Annotated in this window: 14 protein-coding genes and 1 pseudogene; 9 read left to right on the top strand and 6 right to left on the bottom strand. The window is 59.8% G+C overall.

Annotated features, from left to right (window positions below; all coding sequences use genetic code 11):
- Positions 1-223 precede the first annotated feature (223 nt).
- The 3 genes from GV027_RS16585 to GV027_RS16575 all read right to left on the bottom strand — a co-directional run bounded on the left by GV027_RS16585 (position 224) and on the right by GV027_RS16575 (position 3,573).
- Positions 224-1,957: a retron Ec67 family RNA-directed DNA polymerase/endonuclease gene (locus GV027_RS16585; RefSeq protein ID WP_268893571.1), complete on the bottom strand. Its 1,734-nt coding sequence runs from the start codon at positions 1,955-1,957 to the stop codon at positions 224-226.
- Between the two features lie 272 nt (positions 1,958-2,229).
- Positions 2,230-2,484 carry a hypothetical protein gene (locus GV027_RS16580; protein ID WP_159512515.1) on the bottom strand — a complete coding sequence of 85 codons (255 nt, stop codon included), beginning with the start codon at positions 2,482-2,484 and terminating at the stop codon, positions 2,230-2,232.
- A 249-nt stretch (positions 2,485-2,733) separates the two neighbouring features.
- A complete protein-coding gene (locus GV027_RS16575) occupies positions 2,734-3,573 on the bottom strand; it encodes an AbiV family abortive infection protein (RefSeq protein ID WP_159512514.1) in 840 nt (279 codons plus the stop codon).
- 85 nt (positions 3,574-3,658) lie between these two features.
- Here GV027_RS16575 and GV027_RS16570 point away from each other — a divergent pair, with 85 nt between their 5' ends.
- Entirely contained in the window at positions 3,659-4,981 is a 1,323-nt protein-coding gene (locus GV027_RS16570) for a hypothetical protein (protein ID WP_159512513.1), read from the top strand.
- A gap of 111 nt (positions 4,982-5,092) precedes the next feature.
- On the opposite strand, the gene GV027_RS16565 is transcribed toward GV027_RS16570, so the two are convergent.
- Positions 5,093-6,256 (bottom strand): plasmid recombination protein, encoded by a 1,164-nt coding sequence (locus GV027_RS16565; RefSeq protein WP_159512512.1) that lies wholly within the window; start codon positions 6,254-6,256, stop codon positions 5,093-5,095.
- A 432-nt stretch (positions 6,257-6,688) separates the two neighbouring features.
- On the opposite strand from GV027_RS16565, the gene GV027_RS16560 reads away from it, so the two are divergent.
- The 5 genes from GV027_RS16560 to GV027_RS16540 all read left to right on the top strand — a co-directional run bounded on the left by GV027_RS16560 (position 6,689) and on the right by GV027_RS16540 (position 9,912).
- Positions 6,689-6,913 (top strand): hypothetical protein, encoded by a 225-nt coding sequence (locus GV027_RS16560; protein ID WP_159512511.1) that lies wholly within the window; start codon positions 6,689-6,691, stop codon positions 6,911-6,913.
- Positions 6,914-7,289: 376 nt separating this feature from the next.
- The gene (locus GV027_RS16555) at positions 7,290-7,493 is read left to right on the top strand and encodes a hypothetical protein (protein ID WP_159512510.1); all 204 of its coding nucleotides are present in this window, start codon (positions 7,290-7,292) and stop codon (positions 7,491-7,493) included.
- 159 nt (positions 7,494-7,652) lie between these two features.
- Complete coding sequence (locus GV027_RS16550) at positions 7,653-7,829, top strand: hypothetical protein (RefSeq protein WP_159512509.1); 177 nt, start codon at positions 7,653-7,655, stop codon at positions 7,827-7,829.
- On the top strand, positions 7,826-8,116 hold the full coding sequence (locus GV027_RS16545) for a hypothetical protein (protein ID WP_159512508.1): 291 nt from the start codon (positions 7,826-7,828) through the stop codon (positions 8,114-8,116). Before GV027_RS16550 ends, GV027_RS16545 begins: the two co-directional genes overlap by 4 nt.
- 311 nt (positions 8,117-8,427) lie before the next feature.
- Positions 8,428-9,912 carry a hypothetical protein gene (locus GV027_RS16540; RefSeq protein WP_159512507.1) on the top strand — a complete coding sequence of 495 codons (1,485 nt, stop codon included), beginning with the start codon at positions 8,428-8,430 and terminating at the stop codon, positions 9,910-9,912.
- Between the two features lie 45 nt (positions 9,913-9,957).
- Here the strand turns inward: GV027_RS16540 and GV027_RS16535 are convergent, their stop codons facing one another.
- Together GV027_RS16535 and GV027_RS16530 are read right to left on the bottom strand one after the other, a co-directional pair.
- Positions 9,958-11,565 (bottom strand): recombinase family protein, encoded by a 1,608-nt coding sequence (locus GV027_RS16535; protein ID WP_159512506.1) that lies wholly within the window; start codon positions 11,563-11,565, stop codon positions 9,958-9,960.
- Positions 11,566-11,597: 32 nt separating this feature from the next.
- Positions 11,598-12,239: pseudogene (locus tag GV027_RS16530) on the bottom strand (magnesium chelatase domain-containing protein); the annotation flags it as partial.
- A 137-nt stretch (positions 12,240-12,376) separates the two neighbouring features.
- Between GV027_RS16530 and GV027_RS16525 the strand changes: the two are divergent.
- The 3 genes from GV027_RS16525 to rnpA all read left to right on the top strand — a co-directional run bounded on the left by GV027_RS16525 (position 12,377) and on the right by rnpA (position 13,341).
- Positions 12,377-12,694, top strand: coding sequence for a hypothetical protein (locus tag GV027_RS16525; protein ID WP_236559268.1), 318 nt, complete (start codon positions 12,377-12,379; stop codon positions 12,692-12,694).
- Positions 12,695-12,781: 87 nt separating this feature from the next.
- A complete protein-coding gene (gene rpmH, locus GV027_RS16520; protein ID WP_031393806.1) occupies positions 12,782-12,916 on the top strand; it encodes a 50S ribosomal protein L34 in 135 nt (44 codons plus the stop codon).
- A 32-nt stretch (positions 12,917-12,948) separates the two neighbouring features.
- Positions 12,949-13,341, top strand: a complete 393-nt coding sequence (gene rnpA, locus GV027_RS16515; RefSeq protein WP_159512504.1) for a ribonuclease P protein component — start codon at positions 12,949-12,951, stop codon at positions 13,339-13,341.
- Positions 13,342-13,499 lie beyond the last annotated feature (158 nt).

Here is a 13,499-nt window from a genome sequence, read left to right as displayed (position 1 = left end):
GACGTCGCCAGGATGTTTGGATATGCTACGCATTGGCCGACCGCCAACCGGCCAGGTCGACTGACGTCGTCTCACGGTTGCCTTGGAGTTGCGGCCGAACGAACGCGATCTGCTCCGCACGGAGGGGGGGGGGCGTCTAACGGCGTGTGGGAACTGATCAGCGCCACGTGGTAGGTAAACCCAATGAAAATAGGTTCGGCCTGACCTGCTTTACGATAAATAGTTACGGTTTGATTGCAACCATTGCGTAATAGTCATTGATAGCCGACGTTATATTATCCAAAAGTGGCGAGAAGTTATCGAAGCTAATGTCCTTTTTGAACTTCTTTACAACATATTCTGCAAATAGGGCCTTACCAATTTCAGCTTTAGTATCAAGACCCTTATTGTTCATGTTGAACTTCTTGCCGTTCAATTTATAGTCTATCCACTTTTGCGGCAAAAAACTTTCAATCATAGTTTCTTCGCCATTGACGCCTCGCGGCGTCGGAACAATATAAAGATTTTCCCCCATAAAATAAAACGGCTTATCGCCTTTTACATCAATGTTTAAAATCGTCTTCATTGTCTTGTATATACTAGACGATCCCGAGTCATTATCTATTACTATGATGACTGGGTGTTTTTCACCCTTATATTTGAAGTCTCCAACGTTTGACTTATAATTACTTATAAAAGCATTTAGCTGACCAGTGCCTCCCCCAATGCCTATAATCTTTAGAGAAGTCTTGGTGTAGTTGAACAATTTAAACTTAAAATCAGCTTTGCCGTTTTTTTCACCTGACAAAGTTGGGAATTTGTTAAACATTGCTGCGACAGCACTTTGAATATAGATATTATCGGTCTTACCTTCGCACAATATCATTGGCTTATCGTTTGCAAAGAACGCATCGAAGTAAAAAAACCTCTTATATAGGAGGTTAAAACCCTTTACGCCCTTCCTATCGGGAGTTGTTTTCTCAAGCGTAATCTTTGGACGATGTGATTTAACTTGATCAATAAAACTCAGTATTCCCTTCAGCTGTTGCCGAGTTCCGTCAATTTTTTTGAGTGATACCTGTCCATTTTCATCAATGTCTTTTACATTGATATAAAACTTACCAGTTTTAAAAAGCTCGGCACAATATGCGCGTGCGTTTTTATAGTATTCTCGACGAACGTTGACGCCGTCGTTTACAACTATACCTGTGACGTCTTGACGAGATTGCTTCAACTGGACGCGAGTTTTCGACGCATTTAGCGCGAAGCCTGACTGTGTAATCGCCTTTTCTAAAGAGCGACCAACTATCCATTTTCCACTCACCGAATCTAAGCGAGCGAGTTTTTCTGGAAAATCACGGAGATTTGTTGAGAATGTAAGATCGTCCGCATATCTTGTATAATAACAGCCATAATTCTTGGCTATTTTGGCAAGTCTAATATCAAGTATATGGGTAATAAGATTTGATATCACAGGGGACGAGGGGGCGCCTTGAGGCAGACCGTTATTGTGACATGCGATTTGCGCGAGCGTAACCGCAGCATTTTTGTCAAGACAGAAATCTCTATTTTTCAGAAAATAGCCTAAGACCCTGCCGAAATTTATGGTCTGAAAGAAGTCCGCTATATCTACGTTGAGAACAAATCTTCTGTTTGAATGGTTCCTGGCGTTGGTTATTATCGAATGGCCTCGCCTGAAACCATGTGAAATCTTCTCGGGATACCCGCGCTCTTTATCAATATCTGATATACAGTCCTGAAGGACGTCGGCCAGTCGAGATTGAACCAACTTTAAACCAACTTCTGGGGCGTCTATGTTTCGTGAACCACCGGTTTTTTTCGGGATGGTAAAGGAACTATAGCGATTGGCGAGTGGCTGTATCCTGATGGTGTAAGCAAGCCCCTTCGGCGTAACGCCCAAAATATATGCCACGTCAGATAGGCTTTTAGCCGTCCGCAGAATCTCCAACCTTGTCATCTTCCCCCCGACGTCCGCTCGGTGGGCTTATAGGCACTCGTATGCAGCCATAGCGCATAAAGATTGCACATTAAGGCACGTCCAGAGCAATCCCTCGGACAATAGTTTCACGTATCGCGAAGCACGATAAAAAATCTGCCTATAAGCCCGCAATGACCCTAGCGCTTATTGAGTCAATCGCAATAGGCCTTCCATTCAAGCGCCGAGTCTCGGGCAGCGGACAGCCCTGAGGACAGTCGATCGAGCCTTGGGGAACGGCTCGCCGTCGCCGGTTACTCGCCGGCGAGAAGGTGCTCGCTCATAAAGTCGCTTCCCTGCGCCTTGGCGGCGCGAGCGAAATAGCGCCTGATCTCGTTGTGGCTCTTGCCGATGACCGCGCCGATGGCGTCAAGAGCATCGTTCGACGGCCGCCGACGAGCCGCGGCGTACGCGCCGGCGATGTCGTCCAGCGCGGCCTGGCTGAACGAAGCCCAGATGTGATCCAGCGTGTCTTGAGGCGGGTCACCCACAGTACCATCATCGTTCAACGTTTCTCTCCTTAACGGAAAACTAGACACGACCGAGCGCCACGGCGCAGCAGCGGGCAAATACTGGCCGCTCGCGCCCGCACCAGCAGATCATAGCCGGAACTACTGACGCCTGACCAGCAACGTCCTGGACCCGGGTTGCCTAACCACCTTTGTACCGAGCCGGATGCGGAAGTAGCGCCCATTCCCGGACATTCGCGCGACAATCACGGCGGAGACACCCTCCGCCGCAGTCATCGAGCCGCGAAGCTACAGCGAGCGGCTATTACTTTTGTCGAATAGCAAATTGAGCGCGCCCATGACCTTCACGAAACGGTTCTTGTCGAACGCATTTTTGTCTTCGGTCTTCGTCAGAGCTTCAGTGAAATTGATATACCTGCTGGTTCGCTCTAACTCGGCCGTCACCTCAACTGCGGTGATCGTCGCTGGGGTCGATGCCAGCTCCCCGGTTGCGCCGATCCGAACGTAAAGCGCGTCCTGCTTTCGCCGGTCCCGTTTACCATTCGCGACCTTGAGCACTTCGCGATTGTAATTCGGATCCTCCGCCCACACCCAATGCTTGGCGGCCCAGCGGCCGATCTTCTCGTATCGAAGGATATTAAGCGCGCTCCCGATGTCGTCTGGAAAGTGGTCCCCTAGCTCGGCGTCGCGAGCCATGATGCTTTTCAGTTCCTCGTACTCCTCCCAGTGCATAATCATGTAATCCATGATTATGCCAATCAGGTGCTTACAGGTGTGGTCGTTGATTGCCTTCCGGACTGCAGAGGTCAGCGGCACGATTCCGTCCCGAACTAAATAGAGAAGGAAGGCCTTTGCGGTCTCTTCCTGCGCGATTACCAGCAAGAAATAACGGGTGGCGGCTGGAGTGCGGAATTCGAGGTCATACGTCTCCTCGTAAAGGCGACGAGCGTTACCAATCGTCGCCTGCATAGATGCGTTGATCTTGTCGCGAGATTGGCTTTCCGGTGGCATCAAGTGAGCTTCGCTGATCCCGGCCTTGCTGTCGATTGTCGGAATGACCGCACGGCGGAGAACCCCTCCCCTCAGATCGGGGATTGCGACCGGGGGAGCTGGCGTCAAACGCTCCACGATACACCGAAGACCTCAGCACTTTTCCGGTTTCGTCGGCTTACGAAGCGTTGGCATCGCTGGCACCCACCCATACCATGTCCCGATGTCACAGTTCGAAAAACAGGCGGTGGAAGCTGCCATCAACGTCATGAAGCGGCTGCTGGATATGCGACGGCTCTGGAACGAGGCCGCGGACGCCTATTTCGAGCCGACCAAGTTCTTCCTCATGCTTCAGCAATGCATCACGACCTCGCGCACCGTCACCTTCATCTTGCAGAGCAACAAGGCGGCATTCCGTGCCTTCGAACCTTGGTATGCGTCTTACCAGGAGCGGTGGCGCAACGATCCTATCATGACGTGGGCGCGAGATGCGAGAAACACTATTGAAAAGCAGGGCGATTTAGAGACGCATAGTCAGGTCCGGGCTGAGTTAATTGCGGGATTTCTTCCCGGCCCTGCGACCGAATGGTCACCCAGCGAGCTATTCGCTTCGCCAATCGCTATATGGCAAGGTATTCCCAAGAAGTATCGTGTCCCCCAAGTCATTGAGAACGGGACCCTCCTGATCGAGCGGCGCTGGGTGGCCTCATCCCTTCCCGGCACGGAAGTCTTGGAAGCTCTAGCTCATGTTGATGGCCAATTCTGCGATCTGATTGCAGACCTTTTACAGCGTCACGGCATTTCAGCGCCCCCCGGCCTCATGGAGTCGCGGCCGGAGCCGATGGGGCAGCTCGCCATGGATCGGGCGCTCTACCTATCTGTAGCAACCGGACAGCCCGTTGGTGTCCGCCTTCGAAATCGCTTCATGATGATCGACAGAGACAAGGCGCGGAAAAGATCATTTAAGCGGTATGGCGTAAGTCCAGACTGGTCCCGGCTCAAAAACGCTACCACCTTTCGCGAGGTCGCGGAGGCATACTTTGAACATGCGCGGGTCGTCATGGCCAAGGATGGTTATCATCGCAGCATGGCGTTCCTGCTTCGCGGGACGAAGACCGTTGAGACTGTCGGCACGGATCATCCCAGCCGCGCAAGCCGCTATGTGATGATGCGGGAGTTGGCCAAGTTCGCATCAGCGTGTCGTGCGGACGGCGTGATCCTTATATCAGAAGCGTGGACCGCGCATGGCAGTGACGTGCCAAGGAGCGGCTACGCGGCAGAAGCACCCAACCGTGGTGAAGCGCTGGCATTGATCTCCGGCAACAGCGTTGGCGAGACATGCGCGTTCGACGCGGAAGTTACTCGGAAGAAGCCGGGCGGCAAAAAGGTCAAACGGCTGGGGCCGACGAGCGAGAATAGCGGAAAGGCTCAGTTCATCCTTATGCCCTTCCAGGCACAGTGGGGGTGCCTAACCGACGAGATGATCACTGATGCTGTGAATTCCATGGACGAGATGGGCATAGGCGAGACGGATGTCCCGGTTTGATCGGATGTGGCGCCCCCCCCCCGGGGTACGGCCCGTGCGCCCCGACGGAGCGAGCCACCGCGAAGCGAGGACCGCTCCGCCCGGACGCACGGATCGAGACTGGGCAGCAGATCACCGCCCTGAACCCCGCCCCCGACCACCGAGGAACGCCTTGATGGCGTCCAGTTCCTGCGCCTCCTCGCTCGACGCGATCCGTGCCGCCGATGGCCCCTTCGATCCCAGTGCCTGCTTCATCAACGACGACGGGGCGTTCAGGTACTGATCGGCGAAACTACGCACCTTCGACAACAACGTGTCGACGACCCCGACCATCTGTTCGAGCTTCGTACGCAGAACGCTCACCTCGCGCCGTTCCGCCTCGACTTCGCGCGCCTTGGCCAAGGTCGCGACCTTCACGCGGTCGATGTCCTTCAGCGCGGCCGACGATGCGTCCTCCTTGCGACGCAGCATCTCTTCTCGGAGAGCCGCGAGCCTGGCCGCATCCTCCGCCTCGCGATCCACGCGAGCCTTCATGCCGGCCGCATAGTCCAGCGCGTCGCGCCTGATGCGCTCCGCCTCCGCTTCCGCGGCCTTCAACACCTCATCCTGCTTCACGTTCGCCTCCTTTAGCGTCCTCGACAGTTCGGCCTGTTCCGCCTGCCATTCCTTTAACGGCTTGTGGTCGAGGGTCCCGGTCGGGCGATCCTCGCCGCGCACCAGGCCGAACCTCGCCATGCTCTTCGCGTAGTCGGTGACGATCGCCTTCATCGCAGACGGCCCCGGCAGGAACTTTTCCGCTGACAGGCGCCACTTGACCCGTCCGGCGCCCTTGCCCTTCTCGCGACCGTCGACGCGTTTTGAAGCGCACACAACCAAGGCGTGCAGGTGAGGCGAGGCCTCATCGCCGTGGAAGACCACCGACGCGATCATCTGCTCGTCGAAGCGGGACCGCAGATAGGCCATCTGCTGCTGCTTCCAGGCCTCGACCATGATCGCGGCCGTCCCGGTCGGTTCCTCGCCGCGGACCCAGCCATGCGATTCCCACCATTCCGGCGACGCGCCGACGAAGACTTCGATCGCGACGTTCCCGTTCTTGCGAATCTTGCCGACGTCCAACGCCTTCAACACATCGTCGACGTCGCGCCACGGCTTCAGCGAGCCAACGAGGATCTCGACGGGTGGCGCGTTCGCGTCCGCATTTGGCGTCTTCACGCCGCGGATGTTGTGCAACCCAGTCGACACTAAGTGCCGGCCGTGCTTTATCTTCGCGTGGCGGATGATTGCGAAGGCTTTCATCTTACGATCATGCCATAGACGCCAAACATTACTCCGACGGTAAGCAACGATCCAGGGCAGCTATCAGAAGTATACCTAGCTTTTATCTTATTCATAGCCTCAGCCCCGTTCTTTACGGCTACCAATATATTCCCCTACGTAGGTTTAGTCTTCCCCCCATCCAGTGGAAGTGGGACGAACGGAGTGACAACTCCGTCACTCAGGACGGAATTGTGTTCCACAATTCCCCTTCGCCATGGGGCTATCGCCGCCCCCTGGACCCCTGCTGGCATCGTCCTAGCGGACGATCGACCCCGCCCGGCTACGCCAGCGCTTTCATCCGCGCTTCGCCGGCGGGGGTCGAAGAAGACGAAGTCGCACCAGGTCGACAATCGCGCGCGCCGCACGATAGTGTCGGCCCATGCTCTACCTCACCCTCGCTGTCGTCGCCGTGTGGGTTTTCGCCGCGTGCTGGGCGTCGGCAAGAACACGGTGTTCAAGAACCCGTCGTCGATGTCCGACGCCGCAATCGAGCCGACCATCCGCCTCTCCCAACGCATGATGGACAATTCCGCGGTCGGGACGAAGGCGTGGTCGGAGAGCGGTGCCAAGTTCAACGCCGCGCTGAACGAGCAGCGACACCGCGCCGGACTGCCACCGATCGGCTCGTTCAAATAAACCGATGACGACGAGGTCGATCGTGCCCAGCGGCCCGCACGCGGCAACGAAGTAGACTGAGCACGCCGACGAACATAGTGAAGCAAAATTGAACAGTCTTTTGACCGGATATCGATTGACGGGCGCTGTTTTTCATCACAGCATGAGTACACAGGAACCGATAGCCGGCGGGACAGCGTGACAACGTAGCCCCCGCAGGTCGAGCGGCCTGCTGGTACGATAGGCAGCGGTAATCTGACCGCCTGGGACGCGAGCGCCCAGAAATTCAGAATCCTAGATGATCACGTGTTCGAACTCGAACAGCCGGCAGTTCCGCTGAGGATGGACCGGAGTGTGGGAGCCGTCGAGCAAGTCTTCGTCCGATCAGGATTCGATCGTGAGCACCATCACCACCGCCCTCAGGGACATCAGCACCCACCGCGACATTGTCCCCGCGTACTACGTCCGCAGCGCCGATCTCTGGATCATCACCAGCCTAAGCAAGGCCCACGGTGGCGCGGTCATCGTCGATGATCGCGGCCGGATCATCAACGCCTTCCCTTCGAAGCGGGCAGCGCTGCGCACATTCAACGCCAAGTAAATAAGAACCTAGCGGGTCGCCCCACTAGGTTCTGAGCGTCGTACTTACTGACACTGCAAAACATAAAAGGTCGACGCCCGAAGTCAAGTGGTCGCCCGCGTAATCAGCGAGGCAATTATGAACAACTCTCCATACTGTGCTGTCTACCATCGTGACGGGATGTCCGAGGTCTATCAGTTGATGAACGAGCTGGAGCAGGTCGGACACATCGCTTCCGTCGAGAACGTCGTGAACCAGTTGACGTCGACCGTTATCGTGACGTTCGACGACGGTCGCGTCACGCGCATCGTCTACGAGAAGATGTTCGCCGACCGTCTGCTGGGGAGGTCGCTGTGAGGACCCAGCACGATCCACGTCAGCTCGATCTCGTCGACTACATCGACGGCCTCGAAAACCGTTCGTGTTCCGGCCCGTGCGCCATGGTGCATCCTCTCGAACAGTGCATCGTAGACGCGCACGACCTCGCGCTGGTCCTCGACGGCTTGCAGATCGTCGCACTGGCCGTCTGGCGCATCATGCCGGCCACGGACATCTTCCGCATGGAAATCGGCCAAGTCGATGCCCTCGTCGAGCAGCTGCGCTGCAAATACAACATCCCCCCTTCGCCGGATGACGGGAAGTGAGCGCCCGTGTCAGGTTTCAGGACGCCGAAACGGTCCTCGCCGCGAGGGGTCCGGCCCCCCGCCCCGGGAAGGGCTCCCTCTCGGTAGATGGTATAAAGGAACAATCCTGCAGAAATGTCGCCCACAAACCCTGCGGGCACCAGCGGACGTTCCTGGACTGGACCGACGAGGATGGTGCCCGGCACTGTAACGAGTGCTTCATAGCAGATCGATCGCGCCCAAATGAAACCCCCAAGCGCTGTGGGCACGAGCGTACGTATGGCGATTGGACCGACGAGGATGGTGCCGAGCACTGCCACGAATGTTTCGGCGTGGCCGACAAGCCCGAAGAACCCCGTCGCCGGCTCAATCGTCGCAGGACCGCCGCAGGGCTGCTTCTGCGCTGGAAGTCGCCCGTCGACACGTTCACAGGCAGCGCGCCGGACGACCGCCACGTCTTGGACGCGCGCAACCGTGGCAAGTGGTTCCCGGTGTCCGCCTGCGGCATCGTGCCGTGGGGACCGGGCATGGCTTTGGAACACCGCCTGACAGGACGCGTGGAGCGTCTCGGCATCTTCAAGTGCGGCTCGATCTGGACCTGCCCGTGCTGTGCACAGCATGTCGCCGTCGCTCGATCGAAGCAGGTGAAGACGATCATCGAGACGGCACGCCAGCAGGGCTTCCGCGTTGCAATGGTGACGTACACCGCTCCGCACGACAAGTGCGTCCCCTTACGCGTCAGCATCGCCCGCGCGCGGGATGCGATGACCCGCTTCACGGTGCACGGCACCTTGCGCGAGCGACGCAAGGGACTCGGCTATGTCGGACACCTCGTCGCGATGGAAATCACCCTCGCGCTCGACGAGGACCGTCACGACAACGGCTGGCATGTCCACTTCCACGCCATCGAAATCTACGAGGGAGCTGGCGTGACGTCCCGGCAGGACGACGCTGCCTGGGCCTTGAAGGTGAAGTGCGAGGTGTTCGAGACGTGGAAGCGTTGCGTGCTCGCATCGGGATCGCCCCGTCCGCCGTCTTTCAAGTATGGTCTCGACGTGAAGGTCGTTTGGACCGCGACCGACTATCCGGTGAAGTCCCCAGAGGCCGCCGAGGCGAAGCAGAAGGCAGGGAAGAAGCGCTGGGGTGCCGAGAACGAGATGACGAAGGGCTACCTCAAGGAGCGCAGTGCCGAGGCCAAGTCGAGGATGCCCTTCCAGCTGCTCGACACTGGCGAGCGTCGTGACGAGGAACTGTTCCTGGAATACGCCAAGGCGACCTTTGGCCGGCGGCAGCTCGAATGGTCGAGGGGCGCGCGCGACATCCGGCGCCTGTTCGGTGCCGTCGATCATCGCACCGACGAGCAGCTCGTCGTGTCCGATCCTGAGTGGGTGTTCGATGATGAGCCCATCGTGCTGGACGAGGATGGCAAAGTCGTCGAACCGGCTCTCCCGGCGGACTTCGTGATCGAGCGGGTCGACATCGCCGCCGATGACGCTTGGCGGGCGCGGCGCTACTCGCGCGGATCACTCGACCGCGCCATCCGCGATGTCGAGGACGCCGAACTGTCGCTATCGGAGGCCCTGCGTCAGCAGGGTTGGGTGCTCACCACCGTCTCCGAGTCGTCGACGATCATGGAACCCACGTACGATGACGAGACCGGCGAGATGCTGTTCGAGGACGTTTTCATCTACGCGACCGAAGACGACGACTTCGAGACGGGTATGCATTTTCGGCCTGTGCTGAAGCCGATCCACGTGCCGAAGAAGTCGGTTGCGACCTTCCCGGTGCGGACGAGGACGAGCAAGAAGAAGCCATGATCGAGCTGTCCCGGCGCGAAGCCTCGCGTCGGGACATGTCGGCTGTCAGTCGAGAAACCCCTTGTCGAACTTGTACCAGAACTCCGCATCCGGCCCGCGCCCGCCGACGTGCTGGATCCCGATGCCTAGACCCGCCTTCGTCGTGATCTGCACCCGCGCCGGCCCCGTCGCGAACGACATCGACGCCGTCAGCTCGTGCACCGCCTCCATCACCCGCGAACGGGCCTCGAACCGCGTGTTCTCGTCGTCGTCGGCCAATTGTTCGAACATCCCCGCGATCCGCCGTTGATGCTCCGCAGGCGTGACGGCCCCTCTCGCCGCAGTGATCCGTTTCCGCAGCAAGACCAGCGCCGCGTCGCACTCGTCCTTCTCCGCCAGCAGCCGCGACCATTCGGCCTTGGCTTCGTCCCTGCTCGTCTCGACGTACAGCGACAGCGCCGTCGCCCCTTTCCGCTCGGCCGCGTCGCGCCGCCGGACAGTCTCCGCCTGTTCGACCTCGATCGCCAGGACCTCGCGCCTCGACGCGAAGTGTTCGTCTCCCATGGCCTTCGTCAGAATCGCGTTCAGGATCGCTGCTTCCCATGCCGGGTAGTTGAAGTGCTGTCCGTTCCCGCAGCCGCGGCCCCGTTGGTAACTGTCGCACACCAGATAATCCTCGTTCACGCGTTCGCCGTCCGCGCGCACCTTCTCGCCCTTGCCGCGGAACGTCATGCGCTCGCCGCACTCGTCGCACTTCGCCAGGCCCGACAGCAAGTTCACCAGGCGACGCCCGCGGCCTGCGACCTGGCGCGACCGTCCAGCCATGCTCCGCATGGCGCGGGCGTGCAGATCGGCGTCGACAACGGCTGGATAGTACCCGGCAATTGGATCGCCCTCAAATTCACGCGCCGACCCGCGTGGTTTTCGTCCGGGCTGCATCTCGCCCAGGACCGTCGTCGACGACAGGATCTTCTGGATGTAGCTCGCGTGCCATCCTGACGCGCGACCGAACGTCGCGACGCCTTCCTGGTTCAGACGGCGCGCGATCGTGTGCTTCCCGTGTCCTGCCACCGTCTCTTCGAACACGCGTCGGACTATCGCCGCACGATCGGCGATCAGCACGAACGCCGGCGGTGCCCCCTCGACCGTCACCCAGGCGGGTGCGCGCCTCGTCATCACGAGACGTTCGCCGTTCGCCAGGCGATTCCGCTTCGTCCGCCAAGCTGCCGACAGACGATCCGCCTTTTTCTGCGATTCCTCGTACGACAGCTGCGCCTTCACCACGATCTCGATAATCTCCACCATGCCGAAGCTGCCCGCCCGGTATGTCCGATCGCTGTCGATCGTCGCCACGACGACACCGGCCTTCGTGATCTGCTTCAGCCAGGCGAACACTTCGTCGGGCTCTTGTCGCGACAGCCGATCCATTTTCTCGACAAGCAGCACGATCCCGTCAGGGTGTCGCCCCGTCGCGACGTCCTCCACGAACTGTCCTAGGGCACCGATCGCCACGTGACGGCCCTTGAACGCCGACACGCCATCGTCGACCAGCTCATCGACGACGTTCCATCCCTTCGACGCGGCGTAACGCCGGCAGTCTTCCAGCTGGCGTTCCTTGCTCGAACCCCTCAACTGTTCGCTGCTCGACCAGCGCACGTAGATGACACAATCCATCGAATCGTCCTATCAGGTGTAGGTAAACCCTACATCAACAGATTATGCCCACCCGCCGCAGCGACCTCCAGCGCACGCTTGGCGGTCTCCTGCCCGCGAACCTGCGCAAGGTCCGGCCCGGCCGGCGCGACATCGACCTCGCCGGGCTGGGGCGCGCGCAGCAGGCGATGGCCTTTGAAATGGTTGATCAGCGCGAGCAGGTCGGGCGCGGCGACCACCTCGATCGAACCGGCCCAAGCCGCTTCAGACCCTTGCGAGGCCGGGCAGATCAGGCCCTTGCCCTCGTTCGACGCATGCAGCGCGGCGAGCAGGACACCGGGCGACGCGGTGATCCGCGCATCGAGGCCGAGCTCGCCGACGACGACATAATCGGCGAGCATTTCCGCATCGATCACCCCCATCGCCGCCAGCAATGCGAGCGCGACAGGAAGATCGAAATGCGATCCTTCTTTTGGCAGATCCGCCGGCGAAAGGTTCACCGCGATCCGTTTCGGCGGCAATGCCAGCCCCATCCCCGCAATCGCGCCGCGGACCCGCTCGCGGCTTTCGCCGACCGCCTTGTCCGCCAGCCCGACGAGGTTGAACGCAGGAAGTCCCGGAATCAGCTGAACTTGTACTTCGACGGCGCGCGCTTCCAGCCCGAGATACGCCACCGTCGACACGATCGCCGCCATGAAAATCCCCCGCCGCGTCGCTCGTCATGGCGGATCGCCACCGTCACGCCCTATTCATACCGGATTTGACCATTGGGCAATGGCGAGCGGCACGGTGCCGTCTTGCCAACCTAACACACCGGTCCCAAATGCCTCGCGTGAACGCCGTCCGCTCCTCGACCTATCGTCTCGTCCAGCTGCTGTGCGGCGGGATGATGATCCTCACCGCGCCCCTGCTGACACCGGTGCCCGGACCGGCGGGCGTCTTCGTGTTCGCCGGCGGCATGGTCCTGGTGCTGCGCAACTCGCCACGGGCACGGCGACGCTGGGGGCGTCTGAAGCGCCGCTGGCCGCGGGGTGGCCATTTCGTCGACCGGATGATGCGCCGGCGCAGCGCGTTGCGACGGCACGCCCGTGATCGTGCCGCCGCGGTTTCGCAGCGAGGCGATTCAGCGAAGACGGAGCGCGTGAATTGACTTGTCCGCCTAGTTTGCCTAAGCGCCCACCCATCAAGGCCGTCCCCGTGGCGGCCGTTTTCTATTTGATGACCTAGGGAATGACCAATGAAGCGGACCTTTCAGCCGAGCAACCTGGTACGTGCACGCCGTCACGGCTTCCGCGCACGGATGGCCACGGTCGGCGGCCGGGCAGTGATCCACGCCCGCCGCGCCCGCGGTCGCAAGAAGCTGTCGGCCTGACCGTCGCGGCCGGCGATGCCGGCCTGACGATCATGTCGAAACGCCGCGATTTTCTCGCGGCGAATTCGGGGAAGCGCGCACCGATGCCGGGATTCGTCCTGCTCATGCGCCCCCGCGATGACGGTGACGAGACGATGCGAATCGGCTTCACTGTCACCAAGAAGATCGGCAACGCCGTTGTCCGTAACCGCATGAAACGGCGGTTGCGGGCTTTGGCGCGTGAGCTGTTGGCGGAGCGCGGTGTCGCGGGCGCTGATCATGTACTGATCGGCCGCAATGGCGGCATCGAGCGCGACTATGCGCTGTTGCGAACCGAGCTCGGCAAGGCTTTCCGCAAGGTCACGCCGCCAGCAGCAGCAGCGGCTGCTTTAGCGGATACCACCACCCCGGCGAAGGCCGGGGCCCAGGTGGGAAAGCCCACTTAATGCACCGCGGCCACTCGTCACTAGCTTCCCCCAACTGGGCCCCGGCCTACGCCGGGGTGGTCCGCAGTCTGGAATGGCGCGGTGCCGAAGGCGCGATCTTGCCCCGCTTCTTGGTCCCCCGCGAACGCGGGAGTCCAGTCTGGATTCCCGCCTTCGCG

It is taken from the genome of Sphingomonas sp. T1 (genome assembly GCF_902506585.1).
GTDB lineage: Bacteria > Pseudomonadota > Alphaproteobacteria > Sphingomonadales > Sphingomonadaceae > Sphingomonas > Sphingomonas aerolata.
The sequence above is the reverse complement of the archived record's forward strand: the minus strand, read 5'-3'. Positions and strand labels throughout refer to the sequence as shown.

What these genes read in the sequence shown, in the direction of transcription:
- rpmH (WP_031393806.1), top strand. Translation starts at nt 12,782, where the DNA reads ATGAAGCGGACCTTTCAGCCGAGCAACCTGGTACGTGCACGCCGTCAC.
- rnpA (WP_159512504.1), top strand. Translation starts at nt 12,949, where the DNA reads ATGTCGAAACGCCGCGATTTTCTCGCGGCGAATTCGGGGAAGCGCGCA.
- GV027_RS16585 (WP_268893571.1), bottom strand. Translation starts at nt 1,957, where the DNA reads ATGACAAGGTTGGAGATTCTGCGGACGGCTAAAAGCCTATCTGACGTG.
- GV027_RS16570 (WP_159512513.1), top strand. Translation starts at nt 3,659, where the DNA reads ATGTCACAGTTCGAAAAACAGGCGGTGGAAGCTGCCATCAACGTCATG.
- GV027_RS16535 (WP_159512506.1), bottom strand. Translation starts at nt 11,565, where the DNA reads ATGGATTGTGTCATCTACGTGCGCTGGTCGAGCAGCGAACAGTTGAGG.
- GV027_RS16550 (WP_159512509.1), top strand. Translation starts at nt 7,653, where the DNA reads ATGTCCGAGGTCTATCAGTTGATGAACGAGCTGGAGCAGGTCGGACAC.
- GV027_RS16565 (WP_159512512.1), bottom strand. Translation starts at nt 6,256, where the DNA reads ATGAAAGCCTTCGCAATCATCCGCCACGCGAAGATAAAGCACGGCCGG.